Origin of the sequence: Streptomyces sp. NPDC101110 (assembly GCF_044759525.1) — a bacterium.
Taxonomy (GTDB): Bacteria; Actinomycetota; Actinomycetes; order Streptomycetales; family Streptomycetaceae; genus Streptomyces.
Genome location: NZ_JBIVZM010000014.1, coordinates 205618 through 221930, shown reverse-complemented (window position 1 = coordinate 221930; position 16313 = coordinate 205618). Strand labels below are relative to the sequence as shown.

Genomic DNA, 16313 nt, shown 5'->3' with positions numbered 1-16313 from the left:
GTTCCAGAGGCCCTCCGGTGCTCCACGCACCCGCACCCGCACCCGCACCCGCACCCGCACCCGCACCCGCACATCATGCGCAGCAGGCAGAGGGGCGCGCATTGACGCGGCATCCCCGCACCGGAACTAGGGCAGGGCCTGCTCCGCCCAGATCACCTTGCCCTGTGGGGTGTACCGGGTGCCCCAGCGCTCAGCCATCTGCGACACCAGGAACAGGCCCCGGCCGCCCTCGTCCGTCGTCGCGGCGTAGCGCAGGTGCGGTGAGGTGCTGCTGCCGTCGGCCACCTCACAGACCAGCGTGCGGTCGCGGATCAGCCGCACGTGGATCGGCCCGGAACCGTAGCGGATGGCGTTGGTGATCAGCTCGCTCAGGATGAGTTCCATGGTGAAGCCGATCTCCGACAGGTCCCATTCCTCGAGTTTCCGGGACACGGCGTCCCGCATGCCCGATACGGCGGCGGGGTCCGGTGGTACGTCCCAGTCGGCGACCCGGTCGGACGGCAGTTGCCGCGTCCGGGCGACGAGCAGGGCGACGTCGTCCTTGGGACGGCCGGGAAGCACGCTCTCCAGCACGTCCTGGCAGGTCTGTTCGGGTGGCCGGCCGGGGTTGCCGGTGAGTGCCTCGCGCAGCAGCTCCATCCCCACGTCCAGGTCGCGCCTGCGGTCCTCGATGAGGCCGTCGGTGTACAGGACGAGCTGGGTGCCCTCGGCGAGGCACAGCTCCGCGGTCTGGAACGGCATACCGCCGAGGCCCAGCGGTGGACCGGCGGGCACGTCCGGGAAGGTGACGGTTCCGTCGGGGTGTACCAGCGCGGGCGCCAGATGCCCCGCTCGCGCCATCACGTAGCGGCGCGTCACGGGGTCGTAGATCCCGTACAGGCAGGTGGCGCCCACGACACCGGCCGCGCTCTCCGCCGTCTCGCTCTGGTCGATGCTTCCGACCAGGTCGTCCAGATGGCTCAGCAGCTCGTCGGGGGGCAGATCGAGGGCGGAGAAGTTGTGCACCGCCGTACGCAGACGTCCCATCGTGGCGGCGGCGTGGAGACCGTGGCCGACCACGTCGCCGACGGCCAGTGCCACCCGGCTGCCCGGCATGGGAATCACGTCGAACCAGTCCCCGCCGACGCCCGACTGGGCGGGGAGGTAGCGGTAGGCGATGTCGAGGGCGCTCTGCTCGGGCACGGCCTGCGGCAGCAGGCTGCGCTGGAGGGTGACCGCCAGGGCGTGCTCGCGGGTGTAGCGGCGGGCGTTGTCGATGCTGATCGCGGCACGGGCCACCAACTCCTCCGCCAGCGAGACATCCTCCTCGTTGAAGCATTCGTGCTGCTGCGTGCGCCAGAAAGTGGCCATGCCCAGCACGACACCCCTCGCCTGGATGGGCGCGGTGATGAGGGAGCGGATGCCGTAGTCGATGACCGCTTTGGCCCGCTCCGGGTCCTGAAGGCGCCAGCCCGTGGCGGTCGGCAGATCTCTCACCAGCTGGGAACGGCCGCTGCCGTAGCCGCGCGCCTGCGGCGTGGAGGGAACATAGTTGAAGAGCCGGCCCTGCTCGGTGAGCGGATGGTCGTCCACGATGCCGGACACGGCCGCACGTCGCATGGCCGGTGCGGTGGGGGCCGGCTCCTCACCGTGCAGGACGGCGTCGGCCAGGTCCACGGTGACGAAGTCCGCGAAGCGGGGGATGGGGACCCGCGCCAGCTCGTCGGCGGTGCGCAGCACGTCCAGACTGGTGCCGATGTGGAGTCCGGCGTCGTACAGCAGCCGGAGCCGCTCCCGTGCCACCTCCGCCCTGCCTGTCACCGCCTGCAGCTCGGTGGAGTCGCGGAGTGTCACCACCGTCTCCCTGGGGCCTCCCTCGCGGCCGGTGGGCCGCTGGTTGACCGCGATCAGCCGCTCTCCCGCGAGATGCACCTCGTCGGTCGCCTCGCGCCCGGAGGCGAGCAGCTCCTTCGTCTCGGGGTCGAGGCCGGGCAGGTCTGAGACGAGCCGCCCCTCGATGTCCGGGGGCAGCTCCAGCAGCCGCCTGGCCTCGTCGTTCGCCAGCATCAGCCGCCCGTCGGCGTCCACGATGAGCACTCCTTCCCTGACGGAGTGGAGCACTGTGTCGTGGTGCTCGTACATCAGGGCCATCTCGTCCGGGGCGAGGCTGTGTGTCTGGCGGCGCAGCCGCCTGCCCACCAGTACCGTCACGCCCCCCGACAGCGCGAGGGCTCCGGCCCCCGCGCCCAGGATGATCGGCAGTTGCCTGTTCAACTGGCTTTCGACGTTCTTGACCTTCATCCCGGCGGATACCAGAGCCACCACTTGGTCGTCGGCGTTCTTGATCGGGACCGTGGACTGCACCTCGCGACCGAGTGGGCCGTCGACGCTCTCCACGTAGACCTTGCCTTCCAGCGACGGCCCGATCTCGCCCACGAACTGTTTTCCGATGCGGTCCGGCAAGGGATGTGTGTAGCGGATGCCCGTGGTGCTCATGACCACGATGAAGTCGACGTCGGCTGCCCGGCGTGCCGCCTCGGTGAGCGGCTGGAGGACCTTGCTGGGGTCCGGGGTCTGCAGCGCCGCCAGGACTCCCGGGGAGTGCGCGAAGGTCTGCGCCACGGCCGTGGAGCGGCGCCTGGCCTCGGCGCTGCTGTCCCGCTCCGACTGCAGGATGAGAGCGAAGACGCCGCAGGCCACGAGCAGCACGACCAGAGCCACCTGGAAAACCAACACCTGCCCGGCTACAGTCCGCGTGCTCTTGCTGATCAGACGCTTGACCGACAGGTGTCGAAAACGGGCGAAAGGACTCGCCATGCGACCTTTCTAACATCAGTGATCCCAAGTGGCCAGGGCGCGCCCGACCCTCGTTCGGTCTGCCTCGGGGGTCCGCGCGGCCGCACGACCGTACTCCACGGGGGTCTCGCCCCTCGGAATCCGGCCACATGCAGCACATTCTCGTGCGCGCACGTCCCATCCCCGCCCCGTGTCCAATTAGACCGATAAGATGCTTTTGTGATCACGTCTGCGCGGTCGTGGCGCCATCGCCTCGCCTACAGCGGCCGATGGGAAGCTGCCCGGCTGTCGCCACTCGTCGTCACCGTTCTCATCGCCGCCCTGGCATTCTCCACCCCCAGGGAGATCGCCTTCAGCCGCCTCCTGCCCGCCGCGCCCGCCCTTGCGGCCGCGATGTGGCCCGTCCTCCCCACGATGCTGCTGGGGGCGTTCTGTCTCGCACTCATGCTCGTCCTCAGCCTCTTCCACACCGATCTGGGGACCCCGTACACCTCGGGTGCGATCATCGCGGTCACCCTGGCGGCCGCATACGGCAGTCACGTCCGGCTTCAGCGGGAGGAGATGCTCTTCCAGGTCCGGCTCGTGGCGGACGCGGCGCAGAAAGTGCTGCTTCGGCCACTGCCGCGCCACATCGGGGGCGTCGAGATCGAGTCGCTGTATCTGGCAGCCCAAGAGCAGGCCCGGATCGGCGGCGACTTCTACGAGGCGATCGGTACGCCGTACGGGGTCAGGCTGCTCATCGGCGACGTGCGGGGCAAGGGCCTGTCCGCCGTCGGGGCGGCGTCGGCGGTGATCAGCTGCTTCCGGGAGGCCGCCTACGACGAGGCCGACCTGCAAGGGATCGTCCACCGCCTCGAGACCACCGTCACGCGCCACAGCGCCGCGTTTCCCGTCCAGGACCAGCCCGAGCACTTCGCCACTGCTCTCCTGGCCGAGATCCCGCACGGCGGCGGCCGGATACGCCTTCTCAACTGCGGGCATCCCCCGCCGCTGATCGCCCACTGCGGGAAGGTCCGGGTCCTGGAGCCCTCCGTCCCCTCCCCGCCCCTCAACCTCGCGGGCCTCATCGGTGACCGCTACTGGGTCGACGTCGTCGCCTTCGCCCCGGGTGAGCAGCTGCTGCTCTACACGGACGGCGTATCGGAGACCCGGGACCCCACGGGCCGGTTCTTCCCGCTGCCGGACTGGATGGGGCGACAGGACCCCGAGCATCCCCGAGAGCTGCTGGACCAGCTCCACCGGGATCTGCTCCGGCACAGCGGCGGACGGCTCGACGACGACATCGCGGCTCTCGCGCTGAGGCGCAGCACCGCACAGGATCGGGGAGCCGTGGGCACGGGGGGCGGAGTGGTCGGGGGCTGAACCTGCGGGGCGGCCCGGCGGGGCTGGACCGACGGGGCGGAACCGGGGGCTGGACCGACGAGGCGGAACCGTTCGGCTGGACCGACGGGGCTGGACCGACGGGGGCGCGGCCTCGGGTCGGCAGCCGGGTCCTGGTGAGTGACGCGGTCGCGAACTGGGACGCTTCTCGCGCGGTGCCCCGTGCGGCCGAGTGGCCGGGTCACCGGGTCACCGGGTGGCCGGGTCACCGGGTCACCGCTTGGGAATGCTGGGCCGCCGAGGCTCGGCCGGCCGACCGGCCACGGAATCGACTCACGCGCCATGGGTACCCCGCTTCCCGACCCAACACTTCCAAGCTGCTCTCGGAGAGTCATGACGCAGGGGAACGAGAACGAGAAGGGCAATCGGTTCTGCAAGGCGTGCGGCACGCCGGCCGAAGACGGGAAGCTGTGCAGCCACTGCGGCGCGGTTCTGGACTTCCCCTCTGGGGGCGGGCTGGTCGAAGACGAAGGTGCGGCGGTACGGCGGGACTTCGAGGGGCGGTCCGCGCGCGATTGAACAGGTGAGCCGCCCGGGGCAACGGCTCCGGGCGGCTCTCCACCCGTTCAGTCGGCAGACGCGTCATCGCCAGGTGCGGACCGGTGAACTCCCGCTCCGTGTCCGCCAGTTGCGTATCCCGTCCCGCAAGAGGAGCTACCGGACCGAGCCCCGCCGCGAGGGCGAGGCCCCGACCTGCCGCCGTGTGCCCCTTCGAGTCGAACCCGTCTCAGCCGAGACCGCGATGGGCGGCCCACAACGCCCCCGCACGGCCGGCCGCGTCGACCACCAGAGCCGCCAGTTCTGGTTCGTCGGGCACCGGGAACGAGACATATGCGCCCCGACCACCGCCGACCGGTCGGCCATAGGCTTTCGCGGCGAGGTGACCGTCCGGGAGAAGCCGGATGTTCAGTGTGGTCAGTTGGAACTCTTCACCACGTCGGGTGTCCGTCCAGCGGAGCGCCTGCGGGATCGTGACGTTGATCGCCAGAGCACTCACTTCCAGGTCGCTGCTCATGCACGGATGATCTCATGCGGGCCGCACGGGCGACGGAAGAAGTGGGCAAGCCCTCGATCCCGCGCTGGAGGTGCTTGTGACTCACAGCGCGCCGTCGTTCAACGTGGTCTCCCTCAGCGCCAGTCGTCGATCACATAGGCGTCCGGGTGGCTGTAGCCGGGTTCGTTGGGCTTGTGCATGGTCACGCCTTGCAGCTGGGTGCGGAAGCCCCGGTCCACCATGCGCCGGTAGGCGTCCTGGCGGGCCAGGTTCGTTCCGGCGTCCAGTTGCCCCAGTTGCTTCTCGGCGGCCAACTGCTCGCATGCGTCCAGCAGTCGTTCGAACCGGTCCGCGGCGTCCCGGCCAGGGCGTACGGCGCCGAACTTGACGAAGCACACGTCCGCACCGGCCTCCGACCCCGCTCCGCAGTGGCAGACGGCCAGACCGTCGAGGCGGGAGTCGGCGCCCTCGAGGAGGACGGTGTCACCGAGGCCCTGCGTCTGTGTCGCCATGATCTCGCGCTCCAGGCTCAGGCCCTCGTAGACAGCCTCCGTCAGTGCGCGACTGAGGCCCAGCGCCTCGGACCGTTCAGCAACGGTCAGCTCGCCGTAGAGCACTCGGCCGGGGACTGCCGCACGTGCGGAGACCTGCTTCTTCATGATGGCTGTGAGGAATCGGGGCCAGAAACCGTACCGGCGGTAGAGCTCGAGGTGCTTGGGGCTGTGCGAGAACGTGAACAGGCCGAGATGGCGGTTCTCCCAGGTGTCGAAGCAGGCCAGGACCGGTTCCATGAGGCGCCTGCCGATGCCTTGGTCCCACAGGTCCGGCCGTATGGTCAGCGGGCCGAAGAACCCGACGCTGCCCCAGTGGGCGGCGAAGTTCGACCCGACGACCTCACCCTCGAGGGTCGCCGCGAAGGCGGCGTGCGGGTCTGCCGCCCAGCGGGTGCGGACGTAGTCGACGGTCCCGAAGAACGTCTCCGGCTCAGGGGCCCCGAGGAACGTCCCGAAGGCGATCCTGAAGATCTCGTCCGCACGATCCAGATCCGGCTCGGTCAGCGGGCGGACCGACACAGGGGCGGCGGCACTCGTTCGCTTCGCTGCGGGCATGATCGCTCTCCTTCCGCCCCCGGTTCCATCGCACCACAGTCGTGCGGCACGGGCGAAGCGACGGGGTCGGCGGTGCCTCAGTACAGAAAAGTGAGGCCTCTCCCCCACCACCTGCTCCGTCAGCACGGCGCCGGCCCAGGGGTACCCGGGCCGAATCGGAGAGCGCCAAGTGTCAAGATGGGGACATGACTATCAAGGTATTTTTTGACATCACCATCGACGACGTCCCCGCCGGCCGGATCAACCTGGACCTGTTCGACGACGTCGCCCCCAAGACCGTGGAGAACTTCCGCGCGCTGGCGACCGGCGAGAAGGGCTTCGGCTACAAGGGCTCGTCCTTCCACCGCGTCATCCCGGAGTTCATGCTCCAGGGCGGCGACTTCACCCGTGGCGACGGCACGGGCGGCAAGAGCATCTACGGCGAGAAGTTCGCCGACGAGAACTTCACGCTCAAGCACACCAAGCCGGGCCAGCTCTCCATGGCCAACGCCGGCCCGAACACGAACGGCTCGCAGTTCTTCATCACCACGATCGTGACGTCGTGGCTCGACGGCAAGCACGTCGTGTTCGGTGAGGTCGCCGACGAGAGCAGCATGGAGGTCGTGCGGAAGATCGAGAGCTACGGCTCCCGGTCGGGCCGCACCTCGGCCACCATCACCATCGCCGACTGCGGCGCTCTCTGACCTCAACGGCAGAGGCGGCATCCGCTGTGGTGCTGCGGGGGTCTTTCGAGGTGTCGGGAGCAATGCGGTTCCCGGCACCCGCCCCCACCAACCGGCGCCGCACGGGCAGCAGGGGCGGAACTCGTCGACCACCGGCTCCGTGTACAGCATGTAGCGGCGTAGAGCCGACGGTCACCGGTTGTCAGGCCGAGTTCAGCCGCCCCGGGTTCCCGCGCCGAACAGCGGCCGGAGGCTACGCCCCGCTGTGACACACGGCACGGATGCGGTGCGGGAACGATGGAATGCGGATGAGCGGGCAGATGGTTGGTATATACATCTGACTCTGAGCCTGTGAGGTACCCGTGAAGCACGCCGCCCCTGAGCAGCCCGCCGACGTCGTCGCCCGCCTGCGCGCCACCTTCCGCACCGGCCGGACCAAGCCCGCCGAATGGCGCGTGGCCCAGCTGCGCCGGCTGCGTGACATGCTCACCGAGAACGGCACGGACCTGGCCGCGGCCCTCCACGCCGACCTGGGCAAGAGCGCCACGGAAGCCTTTCGCACCGAGATCGACTTCACCGTCCGCGAGATCGACCACACCCTCGATCACCTCGCCGACTGGCTGCGACCCGAGCCCGCCCCGAGCCCGGCCCACCTCGGCACCGACGTGACGGTCTGGACGCAGTACGACCCGTTGGGCGTGGTCCTCGTCATCGCGCCCTGGAACTACCCGGCGCAGCTCCTGCTGGCCCCCGTGGTCGGCGCCCTGGCCGCCGGCAACGCGGTGGTCGCGAAGCCGAGCGAACTGGCCCCCGCCACCTCCGCGATCCTAGCCCGGCTGCTGCCGGCGTATCTCGACACCGACGCGGTCGCCGTGGTGGAGGGCGGGGTTCCCGAGACCACGGCCCTGCTCGCAGAACGCTTCGACCACATCTTCTACACCGGCAACGGCGCAGTGGGCCGGATCGTGCTGCGTGCGGCCGCCGAGCACCTCACCCCGGTCACCCTCGAACTGGGCGGCAAGTCACCGGCGTTCGTCGACCGCGACACCGACCTGACCGTCGTCGCGGACCGGTTGACCCGCGGCAAGTTCCTCAACGCCGGACAGACCTGCGTCGCCCCCGACTACGTCCTGGCCGATCCTGAGACCGCGGCAGCTCTGGAGCCGCTGCTCGCGAACGCCGTGAAGGCGCTGTACGGCAGCGACCCGGCCGCGTCCGGCGAGTACGGTCGGATCGTCAACGAACGGCACTTCGACCGGCTCACCGGCCTGCTCGACTCCGGCCGCACCGTGGTGGGCGGCACGGGCGACCGTACGGCGAAGTACATCGCGCCCACCGTCCTGGCGGACGTCGCCCCTGACGCGCCCGTCATGCGCGAGGAGATCTTCGGCCCCATCCTCCCGATCGTCACCGTCCCCGGCCTCGACGAGGCGATCGGCTTCATCAACGACCGGGACAAGCCGCTCGCCCTGTACGTCTTCACCGAGTCCGACGAGACGCGGCGCCGGTTCGCCGAGGAGACCTCCTCGGGCGGTCTGGGGCACGGCCTGCCGCTCGCTCATCTCACCGTCTCCGACCTCCCGTTCGGCGGGGTGGGGGAAAGCGGCATGGGCAACTACCACGGCCGCTACTCCATCGAGACCTTCAGCCACCGCAAGGCGGTCCTGAACAAGCCGCTGCACTGACACCCGCGGCCGGAATCCCACGCGGCCTCAGCCCACCATCTCCTTGTCGTGCGACTCCCGACCGAATGCGGCCGTGGTCGAGGGTCTCCGCGACATGCAGGTGGTGGGCTGAGTCGTGTCATCCGCAACACGCGCGTCCAGTGGAAGATCGCCGCCGCCCGCCCACCGTGTGCGCCGAGCCGACCGGGGGCGACGCCCCGGTGAGAGCTCAGGCCGCAAGCGCCCGTCCGGGCTCGAGGTGCCGGATTCCCCATGCCGGGCCGGGGGTTCGAAGTGCACGCCCTTCCTCTCTCCGGCCCGACCCCAGCCGTGCGCGGCAGCGACCGCGCGCGTCTCCCCGGACACACACGGTCATTGTTCGGCAGTGATGTCAACCGGCCCCGCCTTGCTGTGCGTACGGAAGGTGACAGCACAGCTCGAGGAGATCAGCCGTTGACCGACGAGGAGTATGCGGAGTTCTACGTGTCCTGCGGCAAACGCCTGGTCGGACAGGTGTATCTGCTGACGGGGGACCTGCCGGAAGCGGAGGACGTCGTCCAGGACGCGTTCGTCCGCTGCTGGCAGCGCAGGCGCTCCATCGCCATGGACGGCGCGCCCGAGGCATGGGTGCGGACCGTCGCCTTCCGGCTCGCCGTCAGCCGGTTCCGCCGCACACGCCGGGGCCGGGAGGCATGGCGGCGTGAGAGCGCCGGCCGGCCCACCGAAGTGGCCGGGCCGGACGAGCAGAGCATGGCGCTGGCCCAGGCACTGGGTCGGCTCCCTCGGCGGCAGCGCCTTGCCATGGTCATGTTCTACCTCTGTGACATGACGGTCGAGCAGATCGCCGCGGCGGCCGGACTCAGCGCCGCACCGTGAAGACGCACCTCTCCAGAGGCCGGGCCGCGATGGCCGGACTGCTGCACGACGCCGAGGAAGGCGTACACGATGTCTGACCGCTCGCTCGAATTCCCCGCCGAATCCGGGCCCGACGCGCAGTTGCGCAGGCTTTTCGACTCAGCCGCGAACGCTGCCGCCGGAGCCGCGCTGCCGCCGGACGGCGTCCGCATCGGGGCTCTGGGGGCAGCGCGGCGCCGTCGCCGACTGGCCTTGTGGGCCGCCACCGCGGTGATCGTCACCGCCGGTGCGGTCGCCGCCGCCGTCTCCGCCCAGACTCCTGCGCCCGTTCCTCCGACCGCCCCTCCTCGTCATCTCTCTCCCCCGCCGACGACGGCGCCCCCCTCGTCCCAGTTTCCCTCGATCGTCGACCCCGGGATCACCCCATGACAACAGCGGACCTGCGCACTCATCACACCGCCACCGGCACTGCTTCGGCCGAGCCCGCCTCCCCCACGTCTCCGCAGACCCCGGCGTGCCCCGAGTCTGCGCCGAGAGGCTTGCGGCGCCGGTCCGGGCGCGCCGACGGCGCCGCGCTCGCTGCCGTCTTCGCCGTGCTGTACACGGTCCTGTCGGTGTCGAGGTGGGCGCGCTACGAGACGATGTCCTGGGACCTGGGAATCTTCGTGCAGGTCGTCGACTCCTATGCTCACGTGCGAACGCCCGAGTCGGACCTGAAGGGACCGGGCTTCGACATCCTCGGCGACCATTTCAGTCCCGTCCTTGCGCTGCTCGCACCGCTCTACCGGCTGTGGCCGAGCCCGGTCACGCTGCTGATCGCACAGTCGGTCCTGCTGGGCTGGTCCGTGCACCCCGTCACCGGCGCTGCCGGCCGGTTGCTCGGCAGGCGCACCGGTCTGTTGATCGGCGCCGCCTACGGCATGTCCTGGGGTCTGCAGAAGGCAGCGGACTTCGACTTCCATGAGATCGCCTTCGCCGTTCCCCTCATTGCTGCCTCCCTCGCCGCGACCGTGACGGAGCGCTGGCGTGCCGCCCTGCTGTGGGCGCTGCCGCTCGTCCTCGTCAAGGAAGACCTCGGGCTGACCTGTGCCGCCCTCGCCGCGGTGGTCGCCTGGCGCTGCCGCCGCGCCGGTCCGCGCCATGTGCTGCCGGCGGTCGCGACAGCCTGCGCCGGGGTCCTCTTCTGCCTGGTTGTCATGACCATCGTCATCCCTGCCGTCAATCCGCAGGGCTACGACTATTGGAACAAAATAGGCACTGGCTCGGGGACCCTGAGCGAAACCCTCCTCCACGGGGCCGACGAGAAACTGCGCACGCTGTTGTGGACGCTGGTGCCCACACCGGTCTGGCCGCCCTGCGCTCGCCTCTGCTCTTTGCCGCATTGCCCACGCTGGCCTGGCGGATGTTCTCCAACGACGAGCACTACTGGAGCACGGACTGGCACTACAGCGCCGTCCTCATGCCCGTCGCCGCACTCGCCCTCACCGACGCCTTGCCCCGTCTGCGCGCGGCCCGCCGCCCCGCCGTCCGCGCCTACGCCCACCATCTGCCGGCTGCCGCAGCGGCCGCCGCCCTCGCGCTGGGCACCTCCCTGCCGTTCGCCACCCTCACCGAACCCGGCACCTACCGCACCGGCGCACACGCCGCAGCCGGTGACCGAGCCCTGGCCGTCGTCCCGGACGGCGCCAGCGTGGAGGCCGACATCGTCCCCAGTGCCCATCTCGCGGACCGTTGCCGCCTGTTCTGGGTCGGCAACACCCGCGGCATCGTGCCCGACTTCATCGCCCTCCATGATCCCGGCCGCGACCACGAGGCTGTGCTCGCCTATGCGAAGAAGCTCCATCCCGACGCCCGCTACACGGTCGCCTCCGCCATGTCCGGCTTCTGGGTCCTTCGGCGCACATCCGTGTGACGGCATGTGGGGATGCGGCGCCCGAGGGCGGCGCGCGGGTGGCCGCGGAGGTCGGCCGGGTGCGCGCCCAGGGCGGCGGGCGGCAGCGCTCGTGACGGCTACGCCCCTCTCGCAGACGGGCAGCCCGGGCCCGGAGACATCGGGGTGACTCGAAGTGGCCGATGTGGGAACCGGTAGAGCAGCCCTGGCGTACGAGGCGGGCCGGATGCCCGGGTGCCGGCCCCTTCACCGAGAAGAGACCACGATGGCGCACGAAGAAGACAGCCGGCAGGCCGTGCCGAAGACACGGGGAATGCGCGCTGACGGCGACGGCGGCACGCGCCGCCGTCCCTTGCGGGAGCGGCACGTCGAGGAGACGGTAGAGGTCGCCGTGCCGGTACGGACGGCGTACAACCAGTGGACGCAGTTCAAGGCCTTCCCACGCTTCTCGACCGTTGTGCACGGCGTCGAGCAGGTCAGGCCCACCGTGACCGTCTGGACCCTCGGTTACGGGCCCCTGCGTCGCCGCTTCCCGGTCGAGATCCTGGAACAGGACCCCGACGCCTACCTGGCCTGGCGCGGTCTTGAGCAGCACCCCTCCCACCAGGGCGACGTCGAGTTCACTCCGACGGAGTCCGGCGGCACCGCGATCACGGTCCGGATGCTTCTGGAGCCGCGGGGAGCGGCGAGGATGCTCACCCGCTCGTCCACGGCCGTCCGGCTGGCCACCCGATCGACCGCCCGGCTGGTGCACGGCGAACTGGTGAACTTCAAGATGTTCATCGAGGGACTGGGGCAGGAGGGCGGGGCCTGGCGCGGCACCATCCGCAACGGCCGAGTGCAGCACGATCACCCCGAACCGCCCAGGAGCCGCGTGGCCCAGTGGCCCGTCGGATGACCGGCCGCCGGAGAGGGCAGGAGAGGTGACCGGCCGACGGACACGGCAAGAGAAAGGCGAATCGATGCAGAACCCGCCCGGCGAGGAGCCGGAGACCACCCTCTCCGTGACCCCGCCGAAGAAGTGGGCGGCCGGAGTCCCCGCCGTCGTGCACGCGCTGGAGTACTCCCTGGAGCAGACCTCCCCGCGCAAGACCGGGGTGGACCTGCTGGCCATGAACCAGGTGGGTGGTATCGACTGCCCCGGCTGCGCGTGGGCGGACCCGGCCCCGGGCCGGCGCCATCGCAACGAGTACTGCGAGAACGGCGCCAAGCACATCAACGACGAGGCCACCACACGCCGGATCACGGCCGACTTCTTCCGTGAGCACAGCGTCTTTGACCTTGCCGGACGCTCCGACATGTGGCTCAACCAGCAGGGCCGGCTCACCGAGCCGATGATCAAGCGGCCCGGCTCCGAGCACTACGAGCCCATCGGCTGGGACGACGCCCTGGGCGTCCTCGCGCAGGAACTGACGGCACTGGCCTCCCCCGACGAGGCCGTCTTCTACACGTCCGGGCGTGCCAGCAACGAAGCCGCCTTCGTCCTGCAGCTCTTCGCCCGCGCCTTCGGCACCAACAATCTGCCCGACTGCAGCAACATGTGCCACGAGTCCAGCGGCTTCGCCCTGAGCGAGACCCTGGGCACCGGCAAGGGGACCGTCGGCCTCAAGGACCTTCACCACGCCGACCTCATCTTCCTGGTCGGGCAGAACCCGGGTAGCAACCACCCCCGTCAGCTCTCCGCGCTGGAGGAGGCCAAGCGGGGCGGCGGCCGGATCGTGGCGGTCAATCCGCTGCCGGAGGCCGGGCTGCGGCGTTTCAAGAACCCTCAGAAGCCGAGCGGGGTCGTCGGGCGCGGCACGCAGATCGCCGACCGCTTCCTGCACATCAAGCCCGGCGGCGACCTCGCCCTGTTCCAGGCCCTCAACCGCCTCCTGCTGGAGGCCGAGGACGCCCGGCCCGGCACCGTCCTGGACCACGACTTCATCGACGCCCACACGACCGGCTTCGAAAAGTTCGCCCAGCATGCCCGCACCCTGGACTGGGAGGATGTGCGCACGGCGACCGGACTGACCCGCGAGGAGATCGAGAAGGTCCGCGACGAGGTCCTCAACAGCGAACGCGTCATCGTCTGCTGGGCGATGGGCATCACCCAGCACAAACACGGTGTGCCCACCGTCCGGGAGATCGTCAACTTCCTGATGCTGCGCGGCAATCTGGGGCGCGCCGGCACCGGCGCCTGCCCGGTGCGCGGCCACAGCAACGTCCAGGGCGACCGCACCATGGGCATCTGGGAGCAGATGCCTGACACCTTCCTCGACGCCCTGCAAAAGGAGTTCGGTTTCGACCCGCCGCGCCCGCACGGCCTGGACTCGGTGAACTCGATCAAGGCGATGCGCGAGGGCCGCGTCAAGGTCTTCCTCGCCCTCGCGGGCAACTTCGTCCGCGCCGCTCCCGACAGCGAGGTCACCGAGGAGGCACTGCGCTCGTGCCGGCTGACCGCCCACATCTCCACCAAGCTGAACCGCTCGCACACCGTCTGCGGCGACACCGCGCTGATCCTGCCGACCCTGGGCCGCACCGAGCGTGACGTCCAGGCCGACGGGGAGCAGTTCGTCACCGTCGAGAACTCCATGAGCGAGGTGCACACCTCCCAGGGCCGACTCGAACCGGCTTCCCGTCTGCTGCTCAGCGAAGTCGCCATCCTGTGCCGGCTCGCCCGCCGCACCCTGGACGGCAGGACGGACATCCCCTGGACCACGTTCGAGGGTGACTACGGCACCATCCGCGACCGCATCTCCCGCGTCGTGCCGGGCTTCCACGACTTCAACGCCCGGGTGACCCGCCCCGGGGGCTTCCAACTGCCCAACCCGGTCAACGAGGGCGTGTTCAACAACAAGGTCGGCCAGGCCCTGTTCACCTGCAACGAGCGCGTGGTCCCGCAGGCGCCGGAGGGTCATCTGCTGCTGCAGACGCTGCGCTCGCACGACCAGTGGAACACCGTCCCCTACAGCAACAACGACCGCTATCGCGGCATCCACGGCAGCCGCCACGTCGTGCTCGTCAATCCGGCCGACCTGAGCGAACTCGGGCTCGCGCAAGGCGATCACGTGGACCTGGTGAGCGTGTGGGCGGACGGCTCCGAGCGCCGGGCCGAGAACTTCGAGATCGTGTCCTACCCGGCCGCCAAGGGGTCGGCCGCCGCCTACTACCCGGAGACGAACGTCCTGGTGCCGCTGGACAGCGTCGCCGACATCAGCAACCAGCCCACGTCCAAGGGAATCGTCGTACGCCTCGAACCCGCCCTGGACGGAGCACGGCAGGCGACCGCGTGACCGACGGCACGATCCGGGTGGGGCGCCGAGCGGCGTCTCGCCGGCCGGCGCCGCTCCATCCATGACGAGGGGCCCGGCAGCAGCCGGGCCCCTCGTTCGCGTAGCGGAGACACAGGTCGTGGATCTACGCCTCCGGCTCATCAGCCCAGAGGGCTACCGAGCTGCTCCGCCCCCACTGGTACGGCCGCCGTGGACAGCGGCTCAGCCGAGGGCGGTACGCATGGTCCCTCGTCAGCCGCGCACGATGTTCTCGGCCTGGGGGCCCTTCTGCCCCTGCGTCACGTCGAAGGTGACCGGTTCGCCCTCGATCAGTTCCCGGTAGCCGTTGCCGGTGATGTTGGAGTAGTGGGCGAAGACGTCCGGGCCTCCGCCGTCCTGGGCGATGAATCCGAAGCCCTTTTCGGCGTTGAACCACTTAACGGTGCCGCTGGCCATGCTGCTTGTCCTTCGATATCGCCGAGAGGTCCCGGCTGGTCCATGAGAGGTGCCGTCCGGAACGTGGAAGACACCGCATACCGTTCTACCCCCTCAGCCGCCGATCATCCGACCTTTCCGCCAAACGTGGGGGTGTGCCGCACGGCGCGGGTCGGCACAGTGCCGGTCAACAGGACGATCACGGCGGTGCGGGAACGTTCCCGGCTCGCCTTCACACAGCACGACAGCGGCAGTCCTGCGCCGCCTCCGCCCGCTCCAGCGCCCGCTGGACGGCCGACTCGGGGGCGACGCCCTCCGGGTGGGCGGGTCGTGCTTCGCGGTACGCGGTGAGGTTCCCCCGCTTCTCCGTGAGGAAGCCCACCGTGCGTCCTGCCTGATCAATGTGGGGCAAAGCAACCCGTCGGTGAGGTGTGCACACCAGACAGGCATTAGCTTTGCGGCTTCTGCATCACTCACTGACCATCTGACCAAGGGTCGAATGCACACCATGCACATATCACCGACCGTTCCGGGGGAACGGGACACTTCGGCGCTCAGACGTCCTGCCGACGCACGGCAGCTCCAGCGGGACCTGTCTCACGGCTGCCCTCCTGCGGTAGCGCGGCGAGCCCCGCTGCATCGGGCGGTGGCCACCCTCCGTCCGAAGGGAAGGCCTTGACCATGGCCGGGAGGACAGGGCTCACCCGTTCGGCACTGGCCGCCGTCGTCGCGGGCGGACTTCTGACGGGCTGCACGTCGGACGACAAGTCACTGACGTATCAGACGGACTACGGCAATCACCGGCCGCTGCGGGTCGTCGGTTACCCCTCCACGGGAAGTCTCGAGACGGTGCAGAAGGCCGTGTGGCGACTGGCGGACGGCGACACGGACGGGCTGGCCGCGCTCGCGGTCGACGACAAGCGCGCCGACGCCACGGCCCGCAACTGGGTGAAGGCCTTCGGCGCCGCCGCCAGGGAGGACGTGACGGCGGACTTCTACGACGAGGGTTCCGTACGGCAGGTCGTGGTCCTGTACTTCACCAAGGGCGGCCGGATCAAGGAGATCGAGGCCCGCATCGGCGAGGACGGCTCCTGGCGACTCACGCTCGACGAGCCCGATCCGGCCGAGGCGACGGCCAAGCCGGACTGGGCCCCGCCGAAGCCGGGCGGCACCGGTTCCCGTACCTCCGGCTCCCCGTCCGAGGCCGGCGGTCAGCCCACCGCCGACGCCCCGCCCGAACGCTAGCGGCCCGCCGCCCCGCACGGCCCATGGAGGACCGCGCTGCGCACGACCG

Annotated in this window: 14 protein-coding genes and 1 pseudogene; 10 read left to right on the top strand and 5 right to left on the bottom strand. The window is 70.0% G+C overall.

The genetic code is table 11. The features are described from left to right. Nucleotides 1-126 precede the first annotated feature (126 nt). Nucleotides 127-2796: a SpoIIE family protein phosphatase gene (locus tag ACIQU3_RS29570; RefSeq protein ID WP_403928585.1), complete on the bottom strand. Its 2670-nt coding sequence runs from the start codon at nucleotides 2794-2796 to the stop codon at nucleotides 127-129. 198 nt (nucleotides 2797-2994) lie between these two features. Here ACIQU3_RS29570 and ACIQU3_RS29565 point away from each other — a divergent pair, with 198 nt between their 5' ends. Both ACIQU3_RS29565 and ACIQU3_RS29560 read left to right on the top strand, forming a co-directional pair. Next, a complete protein-coding gene (locus tag ACIQU3_RS29565; RefSeq protein ID WP_403928582.1) occupies nucleotides 2995-4137 on the top strand; it encodes a PP2C family protein-serine/threonine phosphatase in 1143 nt (380 codons plus the stop codon). 351 nt (nucleotides 4138-4488) lie between these two features. Further along, entirely contained in the window at nucleotides 4489-4674 is a 186-nt protein-coding gene (locus tag ACIQU3_RS29560; protein ID WP_403737576.1) for a zinc ribbon domain-containing protein, read from the top strand. Nucleotides 4675-4882: 208 nt separating this feature from the next. Here ACIQU3_RS29560 and ACIQU3_RS29555 read toward each other — a convergent pair whose 3' ends face one another. Beyond that, entirely contained in the window at nucleotides 4883-5170 is a 288-nt protein-coding gene (locus ACIQU3_RS29555; RefSeq protein ID WP_403737571.1) for a hypothetical protein, read from the bottom strand. 113 nt (nucleotides 5171-5283) lie between these two features. Continuing rightward, entirely contained in the window at nucleotides 5284-6258 is a 975-nt protein-coding gene (locus ACIQU3_RS29550) for a GNAT family N-acetyltransferase (protein WP_403928579.1), read from the bottom strand. A gap of 185 nt (nucleotides 6259-6443) precedes the next feature. On the opposite strand from ACIQU3_RS29550, the gene ACIQU3_RS29545 reads away from it, so the two are divergent. The 7 genes and pseudogenes from ACIQU3_RS29545 to ACIQU3_RS29515 all read left to right on the top strand — a co-directional run bounded on the left by ACIQU3_RS29545 (nucleotide 6444) and on the right by ACIQU3_RS29515 (nucleotide 14605). Next, on the top strand, nucleotides 6444-6941 hold the full coding sequence (locus ACIQU3_RS29545) for a peptidylprolyl isomerase (protein ID WP_366718447.1): 498 nt from the start codon (nucleotides 6444-6446) through the stop codon (nucleotides 6939-6941). A 341-nt stretch (nucleotides 6942-7282) separates the two neighbouring features. Continuing rightward, complete coding sequence (locus ACIQU3_RS29540; protein WP_403928577.1) at nucleotides 7283-8605, top strand: aldehyde dehydrogenase family protein; 1323 nt, start codon at nucleotides 7283-7285, stop codon at nucleotides 8603-8605. Nucleotides 8606-9037: 432 nt separating this feature from the next. Then, on the top strand, nucleotides 9038-9460 hold the full coding sequence (locus ACIQU3_RS29535) for a sigma-70 family RNA polymerase sigma factor (RefSeq protein WP_403928574.1): 423 nt from the start codon (nucleotides 9038-9040) through the stop codon (nucleotides 9458-9460). A 404-nt stretch (nucleotides 9461-9864) separates the two neighbouring features. Continuing rightward, nucleotides 9865-10611, top strand: a pseudogene (locus ACIQU3_RS29530) (DUF2079 domain-containing protein); the annotation flags it as partial. Nucleotides 10612-10760: 149 nt separating this feature from the next. Next, a complete protein-coding gene (locus tag ACIQU3_RS29525) occupies nucleotides 10761-11351 on the top strand; it encodes a DUF2079 domain-containing protein (RefSeq protein ID WP_403928570.1) in 591 nt (196 codons plus the stop codon). Between the two features lie 244 nt (nucleotides 11352-11595). Next, nucleotides 11596-12228 (top strand): SRPBCC family protein, encoded by a 633-nt coding sequence (locus tag ACIQU3_RS29520; RefSeq protein WP_403737540.1) that lies wholly within the window; start codon nucleotides 11596-11598, stop codon nucleotides 12226-12228. A 64-nt stretch (nucleotides 12229-12292) separates the two neighbouring features. Further along, on the top strand, nucleotides 12293-14605 hold the full coding sequence (locus tag ACIQU3_RS29515; protein ID WP_403928567.1) for an FdhF/YdeP family oxidoreductase: 2313 nt from the start codon (nucleotides 12293-12295) through the stop codon (nucleotides 14603-14605). A gap of 231 nt (nucleotides 14606-14836) precedes the next feature. Here the strand turns inward: ACIQU3_RS29515 and ACIQU3_RS29510 are convergent, their stop codons facing one another. After that, a complete protein-coding gene (locus ACIQU3_RS29510) occupies nucleotides 14837-15040 on the bottom strand; it encodes a cold-shock protein (protein WP_356650991.1) in 204 nt (67 codons plus the stop codon). Nucleotides 15041-15251: 211 nt separating this feature from the next. Beyond that, nucleotides 15252-15401, bottom strand: a complete 150-nt coding sequence (locus ACIQU3_RS29505) for a hypothetical protein (RefSeq protein ID WP_403928564.1) — start codon at nucleotides 15399-15401, stop codon at nucleotides 15252-15254. Nucleotides 15402-15700: 299 nt separating this feature from the next. Between ACIQU3_RS29505 and ACIQU3_RS29500 the strand changes: the two genes are divergently transcribed. Next, nucleotides 15701-16264 (top strand): hypothetical protein, encoded by a 564-nt coding sequence (locus tag ACIQU3_RS29500; RefSeq protein WP_403928561.1) that lies wholly within the window; start codon nucleotides 15701-15703, stop codon nucleotides 16262-16264. Nucleotides 16265-16313 lie beyond the last annotated feature (49 nt).